Here is a 12793-nt window from a genome sequence, read left to right as displayed (position 1 = left end):
GGCAAAGGAGTGTTACGCATGCAATACGAAACGCTGAAGGTCGAGTTTACCGGCCAGATCGCGACGGTTGCGCTCAATCGTCCGGACGTGCGCAACGCGTTCAACGAAACGATGATCGCCGAGCTGACCGCCGCATTCACCGCGCTCGACACGCGCGACGACCTGCGCGCGGTCGTGCTCGCCGCGAACGGCAAGGCGTTCTGCGCGGGCGCCGACCTGAACTGGATGAAGAAAATGGCCGGCTACTCGGACGACGAGAACCGCGCCGATGCGATGCGGCTCGCCGGCATGCTGTCGGCGGTATATCGCTGCAACAAGCCGGTGATCGCGCGTGTGAGCGGCGACGCATACGCGGGCGGCATGGGCCTGATTGCCGCGTGCGACATCGTCGTCGCGGTCAACAGCGCGCACTTCTGCCTGTCCGAGGCGCGGCTCGGGCTGATTCCCGCGACGATCGCGCCATACGTGATTCGTGCGCTCGGCGAGCAGGCGTCGCGGCGCTACTTCCTCACCGCCGAGGCGTTCGACTGCGCGACCGCGTTGCGGCTGGGTCTGGTCAGCGAAGTGGTCACCAGTGCCGAGCAGCTCGATGCAACGGTCGCGCAGCTCGCGCAGACGCTGTGCGCGAACGGCCCCCAAGCGGTGCGCGCCTGCAAGCGGCTCGTGCAGGACATCGCGGGCCGCGAGTTGAGCGACGCGCTGATCGAGGACACCGCCGTGCGGATTGCGAAAACGCGGGCCGGCGCAGAGGGCCGCGAAGGCGTGGCGTCGTTCCTCGAAAAGCGCACGCCGGGCTGGCGCAACTGACATGCTCCGCTAACAACCATCGCCCCGTACCGCCCATTTCATCGAGACACTCATGTTCAACAAGATCCTGATCGCCAACCGGGGTGAAATTGCGTGCCGCGTCGCGGCGACCTGCAAGCGGCTCGGCATCGCGAGCGTGGCCGTCTATTCGGACGCCGACGCCAACGCGAAACACGTCGCCGCCTGCGACGAAGCGGTGCATATAGGCGGTTCGACGGCGGCGCAAAGCTATCTGCGCATCGAGCGGATCATCGAAGCCGCGCGCGCGACCGGCGCGCAGGCCGTGCATCCGGGCTACGGCTTTCTTTCGGAAAACGAAGACTTCGCGCATGCGTGCGAGGCGGCCGGCATCGTCTTTATCGGACCGCCGGTCGAAGCGATTGCCGCGATGGGCTCGAAGGCCGCCGCGAAAGCGCTGATGCACGCGGCCGCGGTGCCGCTCGTGCCCGGCTATCACGGCGACGACCAGGAGCCGCAGCTGTTGCAGCGCGAGGCGGACACGATCGGCTATCCGGTGCTGCTGAAGGCGAGCGCGGGCGGCGGCGGCAAGGGTATGCGCGTGGTCGAGCGCAGCGCGGACTTCGCGGCCGCGCTGTTGTCGTGCAAGCGAGAGGCGGCGAGCAGCTTCGGCAACGATCGCGTGCTGATCGAGAAGTATCTGACCCGGCCGCGTCACGTCGAGGTCCAGGTGTTCGCCGATCAGCACGGCGGCGCCGTTTATCTGTTCGACCGTGACTGTTCGGTGCAGCGGCGTCATCAGAAAGTGCTCGAGGAAGCGCCCGCGCCGGGGCTCCCGGCCGAGGTCAAGCGCGCGATGGGCGAGGCGGCCGTGGCCGCCGCGCGCGCGGTCAACTACGTTGGCGCGGGTACGGTCGAGTTCATCATGACGCCGACCGGCGAGTTCTATTTCATGGAGATGAACACGCGGCTGCAGGTCGAGCATCCCGTCACCGAGATGGTGACGGGGCAGGACCTCGTCGAATGGCAGTTGCGCGTTGCCGCGGGCGAGAGTTTGCCGCTCACCCAGCAGCAGTTGAAGCTCGACGGCCACGCGATCGAGGCGCGCATCTACGCCGAGCATCCGGCGCGCGGCTTCCTGCCGTCCACCGGCACGCTCAAGCATCTGCGCATGCCCGAAGGCGTCGAGTTCGCGATCGACGCGGCCGGGCTCGGCGAGCCGGGCCGCAAGGCGCCGGTGCGTATCGACAGCGGCGTGCGCGAGGGCGACACGATCACGCCGTTCTACGATCCGATGATCGCCAAGCTGATCGTGCACGGCGCGACGCGGGGGGAGGCATTGGCGCGCCTCGCGCGTGCGCTGCATGCCTGCGAGGTGGTCGGGCCGCACACGAACGTCGAGTTTCTGCGGCGCATCGTCGCGAGCGAGCCGTTCGCGACCGGCGAGCTCGACACCGGTTTGATCGAGCGTCATCACGACGTGCTGTTCGCGCCGGCACAGAAGCCGTTCAAGGAAGCGCTCGCGCTCGCGTGCGCCGCGTTGTTGACGCGCGAGGGCGGCACCGCGCACGGCGCGTCGCCGTGGGACGCGTTGTCGCACTGGCGGCTCAATAGCGGCTACACGCAAACGCTCGGCTGGCGCGTGATCGACGACGGCGCCAACGACGACAGCCCCGACGCGTTCACGGTCGTTTTCGCGCGCAGTGGGGACACGCAAGCGCTCGTGCAAACACTCGAACACGACGGCGTGCGCGAGGACTTCACATGGTCGGTCGGCGCGGGCGCCCATGAATTGCGCGCGACGATCGGCGATGCGCGCGTGACGGGGCGTGTATTCGTCGACGGCGACAGGTTCCACGTGTTCTGCCACGGCGAGACGCTCGCATTCGAATGGCAGAACCTGCTCGCGCATGCCGCGGATGCCGAGCACGGCGAAGGCCGTCTGACCGCGCCGATGCCGGGCAAAGTGATCGCGGTGCTGGTCGAACCAGGCGCGGTGGTCGAGAAGGGCGCGCCGCTGATCGTGATGGAAGCGATGAAGATGGAGCATACGATCGGCGCCCCGGCGGCGGGCACGGTCGCCGAGGTGCTGTATGCGGTCGGTGATCAGGTCGCCGACGGCGCGCAACTGCTGGTGCTGGAGGTGCAGCAGGCGGGTGAATAAGCGCGTCGAGTGGCAGAAGAGCGAGTAGGTGAATCAGGCGAGCCGCGCGTAGCCCGCGGCGCGCGCTTCGCTTTCCAACTCGCCGATGCGCGCGTAGTCGGTCAGCGGCAACGTCGAAAAACCCCTTAAACGCAGCCGTTTTGCGCGCTCGGGGCGGACGCTCAGCGCCTCGTTCAACGCGTCGCGCAACGCGGCGATCGTGGCCGGCGGCACATTGGCCGCGGCGATCAGCGGCAAGCCGGGCGAGGCGGCGGTCATGCCGATCGCGCGCACGCGCCCCGCGAGTTCCGGCAGCACGTCGCAAACGAAGGCGAAGGTCACGCAGTCGATCGCGGTGACGTCCGCGCGATTGTCCGCGACCGCGCGCAGCGAGCCGACATGCGAGCCCGTGCGCAGCACCGCGCCGAAGAACATGCCGGCGCGCGCGAGCGGCGCGACCGCGTGACGAAATGCGTTCATGCCGCTGTTCGAATCGTCCTGGTTGTAGGCGGCGCGTGCGCCGCGGCACGAGGCGAGTGAGTCGAAGCGCGCGTCGGCGCGCGTGACCAGTACGCTCGAGTAATGCGCGCCGTCGCAGCCGGGCGCATCGAAACAGGGTGTCGCGACCAATTGCACCTGCGCGTGCAGCCCCTGCATCAGCGGATAACCGCAGGTCTGGGAAATCAGCAGATTCGGGCGCCGCCAGAAGCCGTGCAGTTCCTCGTCCGGTTCGACGATGCGGCACGCGGGCTTGACCCGGCGCAGCACGTCGTCGAGCCACTCGCGCCATTCGAGGTCGAGCGCGGGTGTCACGTTGTACATCGGCAGGGCGGCGATCCAGCTCATGAAGGCGTTTCTCGCGCCTAATGTCTGACCAATTTGAATTCATCGAGACCGAGCCGCACCGGCTCGCTCGGCGTGAATTGCCATCGCTGCGCGGCTACGGAGAGGATCTCGTCCTGCGCATCCTCGAACGCGACCAACAGGTCCTGCTTGCGACGGCTCACGGCGCCACAGAACTCGACCAGCGCGTCGGCGCTAACTTCAAAAATCTGCGCACGATCGTCGCAGCACACGCGGAACGCGACCGTCGCGCATTCCGTCACACAGGGCCGGAACCCTTCATCGACATAGACCGACATGGCGAACTCCTTCGGACGCCTGAATCGACAGGATGACAAACCGCGCCTGCCAGGTATGTGGGAGAACCGGCATTGACGGCCAAATGCCCGGGCCGCGGCAGGCGCGACGGTCCGGAAACTGGCGGAAAGTAAGCCAGAAACTGGCGGCGGACTCGTTGAAGTCCGAGCCAGGACCGCGGCGTAAACCGTGGCCGGAGGGAGACGGCGGCGGTTCGACTCGCCATCGGTCTCGCCTGCTAGTGGGCCGCCCCGGGTCAGAATCGCGGCGGCACTGCTCAGAAAACGCTTAAATCGGGCGCTCCAATCCAATGTCGAAATCGACGCGAGAGCCGCTCGCGCCGGTCTCGGACTGTGTTTGGATTTTCTCACCAACCTCGCGGTGCAGATCGGCGTAGGTATCCACTTTACGATTAGCGCGCGTTTTGTGCAGGCGATGCGTCCGGCGGGGCTGGCCGGGTTGCGTGAGCGGCCGGGATATTGAGCCGACGGATCAGCGGGCCCAATGTCGTCGCCTGAATCAGTAGGCTGAATACCACGACGAGATACGTGACGCCGATGAACATTTCGCGTCCGTGAAACTCCGGCAGCGACAGCGCGAGCGCAATCGAGATGCCGCCGCGCAGTCCGCCCCACGTCAGCACGACAGCCGAATGCGGACTGAGCCGCCGGAAGTTCTGCAGCGCGAGCAGCGGAATCGCGACGCTGACGCCGCGCGCGAACAGCACGACCGGAATCGCCGCCAGCCCGAGCCAAACGATCTCGACGCGCAGCGACAGCGCAATGATTTCGAGTCCGATCAGCCCGAACAGCACGAGATTGAGCAACTCGTCGAGCAGGTCCCAGAAGTTGAACAGATGCTCGCGCGTCTTCTCCGACATCGACGTCGACGCGCCGTGATTGCCGATCACGAGCCCCATGATCACGACCGCGAGAGGCGCTGACACGTGCAGCGCTTCGGCGAGACTATAGCCGCCGGTCGCGAGCGCGAGTGTGATCAGGATTTCGACCGGATAGCTGTCGATACCTCGCAGCAGCAGCGACGCGCCGAAGCCGAGCGCCGCGCCGAGCACGAGCGCTCCGGCGACTTCGCGCAGCAGATCGAATGCGATCGCACCCGCGGAAAATTCGTTCGCGCCGGTCGCGAGTCCCACTAGCGTGACGAATGCGACGACGGCCGTGCCGTCGTTGAACAGCGATTCGCCGGTAATCTTGGTTTCGAGGCTTTCGGGCGCCGCCGCGCGCTTGAGCACGCTGAGTACCGCGATCGGATCGGTCGGCGAGATCAGCGCGCCGAACACGAGACACCACAGCAGGCTCACCGGCTGGCCGAGCCATTGCGCCGCGTAGTAAAAGCCGAAGCCGACCACCGCGATCGAAATCAATACGCCGATCGTCGCGAGCATCAGCACCGCGCGCCGCTGCGTGCGCATCTTCGACAGATCGACGTGCAGCGCGCCGGCGAACAGCAGCAGACTTAGCAGGCCGTGAAACACGATGTCGGCAAAATCGATCTGCACGACGATCTTGCGCGCGGCGATCGCCATCGCCGGATAGTAGAACCCGAGCGCAGAAATGCCGACGCAGACGACGAGCCCCACCGCGGTGATGCCGAGCGTGTCGGGCAACCTGATGAATCGATAATTGAGGACGCCGAACAGCGCGACGATGGCGAACAGCGCACCGGCAATCTGGAAGACGCTCATCGTGCACGCTCTCCCGCTTCGCGGCGGCGCGAACGCGTGATCAGGGTGGCACCGAGGTAACTCGCGCGACAAGGCATAAAACAGGCAGGCAGAGAATGCCGACACAATTGCGATATTGAACTAGCGAGATGTTTCACCAGCAATTCCTTATTCAGGCTCATTCAATCCGATAAGCGATCTGCGGTCTGTAATGACACGATCTTTGCCGCTGGCGATCGAGCGACGTACCGGGACGGACGCTTTATTCAAACGCAGCGGACGATGCGGCCAGACGCAGCGTGCTTTTTATCGGACCACGAGCGGATGACGGCGAACCGGGCGGAGCCAGGCTCGCCAGAGGGCACCACGATGGGCAATGGCAGTGTTCGGACTACTGAAGCGCCGGAGGAGTTCCGGTCTTTATTTTGAGATATAGCTTTTTATTTCGAGATGGTTCGCGGGGCTTGATTCGTCGAGGCTATTCAATCGAATCTGAATAAACGGTATGAATCTGTAATCCGAATTTGCTGGTCCGATGACTTCACATTGCATGGAGCCTTGTGATTCATTGTTCCAAAATCTGTAAAGCATATATCTAATCTCACAGTAAAACTGTTTTGCTCGTCATTGAGCATCGTTGACGCCGGAATTGGCAGGTCGAGAGCAGGGAAAGCCCTAACCGGGAATCGCCCAGGATATGACAATTGTTGACAAACGCGAGTCGAGAATGACGCAGCATCGATACATGGCGAAATGCTGTTGTGTAGCAATGGGTGAAGACGGAGAAGAGCATGGAGCAAACCTATCGTTATCGGGGATTCGACATCGTGGTCAACGCGTTGCGCGCGACCGATATGTCCACCCATGTCGGCAGTGCCACGGCGCGGCGCGCGTACGTGGCGAGCGTCACGTTGAAGACGCGGCTGATCGGCGGCGAGTGGTCGACCGCTTTCCGGGTAGCTTCGGTGCCCGGTCGTTCGTCGACCGATCTGCGGGAAGTGCTGGCGGCTGGATTCGCGGCCGCCACTCGGGTCGTCGACGACGTGGTAAGCGTGATGGGCGACGGGTTCGCGCGCAAGGCGGCCTGAGTTCCACACGGGGCGCTCGGCGCCGTGGTGCCACGCGGCAGGCGTGATCGCGCACAGGGGTGCCCAAGCGGTCCCGGCATTTCAAAGCGCTCGCGATCGTTGACCGTCGACTACGGTTGTCGGTCGTGGCGAGCGTCGAAATAACCACGTGTATCCCTGCGGTGCGTGTGGGTCCCAGGCAGGGCGTGCTCGTCTCCTCAGCGTCCTGTTGTTTTAATCCCGCCCCCCTGTGCGGGATTTTTTTTGTCAGTCGACATTGCGGGCGCTCGGTAATGCACTGCCACATCCGCACGGCAGGAAAAAACAACAATTTTAACTTTTGTTTGCATTGCGTTTCTTGCTTAATCGTTATAGTCGAACGGGAATCACGAAAATGTGATTCGGGGTTCACTTTTTATATTTTATGCACAAGCGACACAATGAAAAGTGCATGTTTAGCTCGCGATTTATGTCGGCTGTGTCAAATGCGGGTGAAAAAGCAAGCGGAACAAATAATGCTTATTCGAAAATCCTTTCTGTTTGCCATTATTGTCTCCGTCGTGGGGACGACTCAGACCGATAGTCCGGCCCGCGCGCATGAATGCGGCGGACGGCACACTGGCCACGTGATCGCTTGCTAACGGGGCAGCAAGGAAAAAAGCCTCGAACACGAGGCGTGATCGAGGCTGCCGAAGGACAGACTCAATGCCTGTCTGGGAAGGTCGATCGGACCCGTGATCGACCTTCCCACTATAGCGAGTTACCCGCCGAGCAACTGTGAACAAATGTCGCGGTCGAATCGACCGGCGAATTCGCGAATAAATCTGAATCGTAGCGTCGGATTCGACTAGCATGCGCGCACAGGCTTTCCGGCGGGCGAGATCGCCGCAGTCGAATTCGATGCTGATCCGGATTCCCTGGTCAATGCCGCGGCGCCGACCGTGCGCACGACGTTCACGGGTCTTTACGGCGTCGACGCGGCGATGCCGTCGCACATGATCGACGAGATCGTGATGCGCGAGGAAGGGCACGAAGCGGTCGAGGCCTTTCTCGATCGGTTCAATCATCGTTTCGTCACGCTGCTGTATCGGGCATGGAAGAAGTACCGCTATCCGGAAAGCTTTCGCGCGGGCGGCAGCGATGCGCATTCGCGCAATCTGTTGTGCCTCGCCGGCTTTGGCTGGGGCGACAAGCCGCAACGCGCCGGCTTGTCCGATTCGCGGATGCTCGCGCTGCTCGGTCTGCTGATCCAGCGAACGCGCACACCTGAAGGGCTCGCGGGTGCGTCGGCAAGCCTGTCGCAGCCGATGCGGGCCGACACGAACGATGTGGCGGTCGTCGCGTTCTATCGCAATCCGGGTAGCGGGGATGGTTGGAAGTATGTGATCGGGAAGAAGAAGCTCGAAGCGGACAAGCCGTTGAAGATCTCGTTGATGGATCAGTTTCTAGTGCCGGCGGGCAGTGCGGCCCACGATTAAGAGGGCCGCCGACTCAATCCGTGCGACCGAGATAGCCCGGTAGCCCCAATGCAGAGTCGCTCCTGGCCAGCTGCAAGGCTTCCTTGAGCAAAGCTGTGAACTTTTCGTCGCTATCGGACCGCGGCAACGTCGCGCGAAAGAAGTCGGCCCAGCGAAATTCTTCCAGCGGGACACTGGTCTTTTCATAGCCGCCGGCATCGCGGACCGCTGCCGCGAGGCTTCGGTATTCATCGTCCTTCATTTCCCACACGTGCTCCGCCAATTCGGCAAACGGCCGGCGCACGCCTTGCGCGTCATACGGAAAGGTCCATCGCTGGTTTTCCATGCTGAGCCAGAACGATGCCCACGTGTACGACGAAAGATCCCGCACCAGCACGACCGGAACCGCGCGCACGCCCACCTGCCACAGCGCCGCCGCCACATGGTGATGATCGATCGCGAACGGTATGCCGTTGGGTCCGCAGACGACCGGTATCGGCTTTTCGGCGATGGCCATCTCCAGGTCATGGCTGCTCAGGGACCGGTATTGGCGGGCTTTTTCGCGGACCTCCCGCGCGCCGTGGGTCATTTGTGTGGGACGGAGCTCTTCGATTTGCCGCGTGTCCATGTCGGTCTCCTTGTCTGGATGCGTTGACGCGACTCCCGCAAATTTCATGCCCCCGGGCGAGCCGTCGCCCACTTTCCGCCAGACGTCTACGGCGCATCGTCCACACACAGCACCGGATCGCTGACCAGACAATCCGCATCAGACGCGGCAGGTCCGCCGCCGCGCGTTTTCAACGACGTCTGCTGCGCGGCGATGCGCAATCCCTTGGGCAGCAGCACCCACATGCGCAGCCGCTCTTTGGTGTGGCTCGCCTGGGTCTGCGCGGTTTGACCGAAGCCGTAGAAGTAGTCGGCTCTGACGGCGCCCTGAATCGCACCGCCCGAGTCCTGCGCGAGCATCAGGCGGTTGATCGCGCCGGGTGCCTGAGGGTCGTCACGCGTGGACACGAATACCGGCGCGCCGAGCGGCGTGGTGCGCGGATCGACGGCCACCGAGCGGCCCGCCGACAGCGGCACGCCCAACGCGCCCAGCGGACCGTTCGGTGAATCGGGGATCACACGAAAGAACACATAGCTCGGATCCGAAACCGCATACACGGGATGAGGTTTCGGCGTGGTCGTCGCCAGGGTGAAACCGCGTAGCAACGGCGACGTGGGTTCGCCATCGTCACCGTCGGCGGGCGCCGCGTTGCCTTCGTTGCTCGTAGCGGGCGCGCCGTCGTCGCTGACGTCGACCTCCATCTCCATGCCGCGCACGACGAGCTTGCGCGCGCCGGCCGTCGCGTTGCCGCTGTGCGCGAGCGGCGGCAGGAACGGCCGGCCGTTCTGTTCCGCATAGGCGAAGCGGCGAATCGAGCCGTCGCTCATGCGGACCTTGCCCGCGCCTTGCAGCTGCATCGAGTACAACATCACGGGGTCGTCGACATAGGCGAGGATCGGCGCCTTCAGTGCGCCGCGCTCGATCTCGGCGCGGGTGTAGTACGGCACGATGCGCCCGCCATCGAGCCGCAGGCGAATCTTCTTGTCGCGGATATCCGGCACGCTATCGCGCAGGTCCAGCGCGTAGACGCCTTTGAGGTCGCCACTCGTCGTATCGCTGAGCGGGATCACGTTACGTCCATCGATGCGAGCCGCGCTCACGTCACCTCGCGCGCGGTCCGGCAGGCGCCGCGCGTCGAGGTAGAGCATGTCGGCCGGCGTGCCATAGACCGGATAAAGATAGGCGCCGCCGTACTGCTGGCTGCCATTGAGCAGCGGCTCGTAGTAGCCGGTCATCGTACCGTCGAGCGAGCGGTCGGGATTGCGGATCTGGTACGCGTTGAAATACGTTTCGAAGAATCGCCGGATCGCCGCGACGTCGCCAACGTCCACCGTTCGCGCGGCATTGCACGGTTCCGACCAGCCGCTGCGCGCGCCGAGCACGGTGCAACTGCGGCGAAACGCTTCCCATGACGCGGTGACGTCGTCCGTGTCCCACCCGGGCAGGTCGGCGAAAGCGATCGGCTCGTAGTAAGCGTGGCGCGTGGCGAAGCCGCCGCTCAACGCAGCCTTGGGACGCGGGTGATTGGAGCCGGTGGACGTGCCCGAGACCGTCGCGTGTGTCGTTACGGGAGCCGGCATCGGCCCAGGCATCGTCGGCGGCGCGGGTGGCGATGCTTGCGCCGTCGGCGTCGCCTGCTCGACCGGCGATGTCGCGGTATGGCTCGTGTCCCCCAGGATGACGCTGGTCGCGGGCGTGTTGCTCGCGCAAGCCGCGAGCGTGGCTGTCAGCGCAAGCAGGAGAAGCTGAGCCCGTTGCATGCGGCCTCCTTGCGGACCATCGCGAACGTCGCGCGCGCTAGCCTGGCGGCTTGACGGCATCGATGGTGAACGTGGCGGCGCCGAACGCGCCGGCGCAATCCGCCGTGCCTGCCGGGCAACGCGGCTTGCCCGCGAACGGCGAGTAGCGCGGGCCGCGACGCGCGGCCGCTTGCTGCTGGGCATCAGCGGGGAATGACTGGAACGGCGCCGCGGACTTCAATCCACCGTCGGAAAAATCGCGCGGTGTCGTCGATACGAGCGTCAGAAAGTGGTTGGGACCGGGCGGGTTGCCCGCCAGCATCGGCCAGCTGGCGCGCGGCAACGACAGCGTCTGACCGGCGGCGATCCGGTTGTTGCGATCGAGTCCGTTCGGAAACAGCATCAGGTACTGACCGTCCGGATCGACCATGAACACATACACGTAGCCCGCGCGGTTGCTGTCGAGTTTGAACTGCAGATAATCCTTGCCGATCGTGGCGGACGTGCTGCGCGGTGTGGCGGTGATCTGAATCGATGGATCGGCCAGCGTCACGATTCGCTCGAGTTCGCTCGCGGGGGTGAAGGGCGCGAGGTCGTCGGCCTGCGCGGGTGGTGTGGCGGGCGCGGCAACCGTGGCGGGCGAGGCAGGAGCAACCGGGGCAACAGGGGCAACAGCAGCAACGGCTGCCGGTCTTTGAGCGGCATTGCCAGGCGTCGGCGCAGCCGTGTCGCGCGCATCCGTGCTTGCCGTGACAGCCGGGCGCGCGGCCGGTGGCGAACGCATGGCAAACCACGTACCGACCGCCGCGAGCGCCACGACGCAAACGGCACCTGCTGCGATCAAGCCCGTGCGTTTCTTTTGACTACCGCCAGCCGCAGGAACGGACGCTGTGCCTGGCTCATTGCGCTTCGCCTCGACTGTCGCGGCCGTCGTTGTTCGCGGCGCACTGGTACCCGCTGTCTCGACGGAAGCGCGAGTCGTGGGTTCGATCGTCGCAGCGGCGTCATCACGCGTATCGATGGCAATGCCCAGTTCGTCCGCCAGCGCCTGAACGCTTTGCGGGCGCTGTTCGGGGCGGACCGCGAGCGCATGGTCGATCGCGCGCAGGAACCGCTCGCTATAGCGGCCGGCCGCCGCCGTGGCGAGCGGCACATACGTGTCGCTCATCAGTCTGCCGACCGACGGCGGCGGTGTCTTGCCCTGAATCGCGAAATAGATGACCGCGGCGAGTGCGTACACATCGGTCCACGGCCCCTGTTTCAAGGCCGCCACTTCGGCATACTGCTCGACGGGCGCATAGCCGGGCTTCAGGATCACCGTCAAGGCCTGGGTCATGTCGCCGATCACGCGCCGCGCCGCGCCGAAGTCCAGCAGCACGGGGCGGCCGCTGCCCTTGAGCAGCATGATGTTGTCCGGCGCGATGTCGCGGTGATAGCACTGCGCCGCATGCAATACCGCCAGCGCTTCGAGCAGCGGCGCGAGCAGGGCGCGCAGCCATGCTTCATCGGGTGGGGCGCTCATGCGGCGCAAGCCGTCGCGCAGCGTCACGCCCTCGTAGTACGGCATCACCATGTACGCGGTGCCGTTGGCCTCCCAGAACCGGTACACCTTGACGAGCGAATGATGATCGAAGCGGGCGAGCAGCCGAGCCTCGTTGATGAAGCTTTTCAGGCCGGCGCGAAAGGTGTCTTCATGACGTTCCGAGCGGACCGACACTTCGGCCGCGCCGACGCGCGAGGCCAGCGCAGCGGGAATGTATTCCTTCAGCGCGACGTGACGTCCTAGCTGGGTGTCGTAGGCGAGATAGACGATACCGAAGCCGCCTTCGCCAATCAGATCGACGATCTCGAACTCGCCGAGCCGTGTGCCCGCGGGCAGCGCATGTTGCGCGTTCGAACCCTGCGCGGCGGGGCGGGTGACGACTGTGCGATCGGCGTTCGCCGCTTCGGCGGGGTTCTGCTGGCCGTCCGGTCCGGACGCCCGTTGCACGATCACGGTTTTGTCGTCGGGGCTGCTCATCGGCTGTGGCTCCCTGGAGGGTACGACGGCAGAGCCCGGCACACGCGAGCGCCACCCTCACGCGCAGGCGCGTCCGTCTTTAAGACGAATGAGCGGGTCATTTTTTGAAATCAGGCGGGCGCGCGTGCCTGAGCGGGTGGTCCGCGTGCGGCCGCCGGTTTCAAAATCGGC

General features: G+C 64.8%; 9 protein-coding genes and 1 pseudogene. 4 read left to right on the top strand and 6 right to left on the bottom strand.

The window, feature by feature from the left end:
- Window positions 1-18 precede the first annotated feature (18 nt).
- Both F6X39_RS08640 and F6X39_RS08635 read left to right on the top strand, forming a co-directional pair.
- On the top strand, window positions 19-807 hold the full coding sequence (locus tag F6X39_RS08640) for an enoyl-CoA hydratase/isomerase family protein (protein ID WP_187616322.1): 789 nt from the start codon (window positions 19-21) through the stop codon (window positions 805-807).
- A 52-nt stretch (window positions 808-859) separates the two neighbouring features.
- Window positions 860-2929 carry an acetyl/propionyl/methylcrotonyl-CoA carboxylase subunit alpha gene (locus F6X39_RS08635; protein WP_187616321.1) on the top strand — a complete coding sequence of 690 codons (2070 nt, stop codon included), beginning with the start codon at window positions 860-862 and terminating at the stop codon, window positions 2927-2929.
- Window positions 2930-2962: 33 nt separating this feature from the next.
- Here the strand turns inward: F6X39_RS08635 and F6X39_RS08630 are convergent, their stop codons facing one another.
- The 3 genes from F6X39_RS08630 to F6X39_RS08620 all read right to left on the bottom strand — a co-directional run bounded on the left by F6X39_RS08630 (window position 2963) and on the right by F6X39_RS08620 (window position 5753).
- Window positions 2963-3754 (bottom strand): phosphate/phosphite/phosphonate ABC transporter substrate-binding protein, encoded by a 792-nt coding sequence (locus F6X39_RS08630; RefSeq protein ID WP_184064717.1) that lies wholly within the window; start codon window positions 3752-3754, stop codon window positions 2963-2965.
- A gap of 17 nt (window positions 3755-3771) precedes the next feature.
- Entirely contained in the window at window positions 3772-4050 is a 279-nt protein-coding gene (locus tag F6X39_RS08625; protein ID WP_018423012.1) for a DUF1488 family protein, read from the bottom strand.
- Window positions 4051-4460: 410 nt separating this feature from the next.
- Window positions 4461-5753: a cation:proton antiporter gene (locus F6X39_RS08620; RefSeq protein WP_187616320.1), complete on the bottom strand. Its 1293-nt coding sequence runs from the start codon at window positions 5751-5753 to the stop codon at window positions 4461-4463.
- A gap of 770 nt (window positions 5754-6523) precedes the next feature.
- Between F6X39_RS08620 and F6X39_RS08615 the strand changes: the two genes are divergently transcribed.
- Window positions 6524-6820 (top strand): hypothetical protein, encoded by a 297-nt coding sequence (locus tag F6X39_RS08615; protein ID WP_187616319.1) that lies wholly within the window; start codon window positions 6524-6526, stop codon window positions 6818-6820.
- A gap of 836 nt (window positions 6821-7656) precedes the next feature.
- Window positions 7657-8091 (top strand): annotated as a pseudogene (locus tag F6X39_RS08610) (type VI secretion system baseplate subunit TssG); the annotation flags it as partial.
- Between the two features lie 199 nt (window positions 8092-8290).
- On the opposite strand, the gene F6X39_RS08605 reads toward F6X39_RS08610, so the two are convergent.
- From F6X39_RS08605 to F6X39_RS08595, 3 genes are all read right to left on the bottom strand, one after another.
- Window positions 8291-8884, bottom strand: a complete 594-nt coding sequence (locus F6X39_RS08605; RefSeq protein WP_187616318.1) for a ParB-like protein — start codon at window positions 8882-8884, stop codon at window positions 8291-8293.
- An 86-nt stretch (window positions 8885-8970) separates the two neighbouring features.
- Complete coding sequence (locus F6X39_RS08600; RefSeq protein WP_187616317.1) at window positions 8971-10623, bottom strand: murein transglycosylase A; 1653 nt, start codon at window positions 10621-10623, stop codon at window positions 8971-8973.
- 37 nt (window positions 10624-10660) lie between these two features.
- Window positions 10661-12622, bottom strand: a complete 1962-nt coding sequence (locus F6X39_RS08595; protein WP_187616316.1) for a serine/threonine-protein kinase — start codon at window positions 12620-12622, stop codon at window positions 10661-10663.
- Window positions 12623-12793 lie beyond the last annotated feature (171 nt).

The organism is Paraburkholderia sp. UCT2, assembly GCF_014397665.1.
GTDB lineage: Bacteria > Pseudomonadota > Gammaproteobacteria > Burkholderiales > Burkholderiaceae > Paraburkholderia > Paraburkholderia tuberum.
The sequence above is the reverse complement of the archived record's forward strand: the minus strand, read 5'-3'. Positions and strand labels throughout refer to the sequence as shown.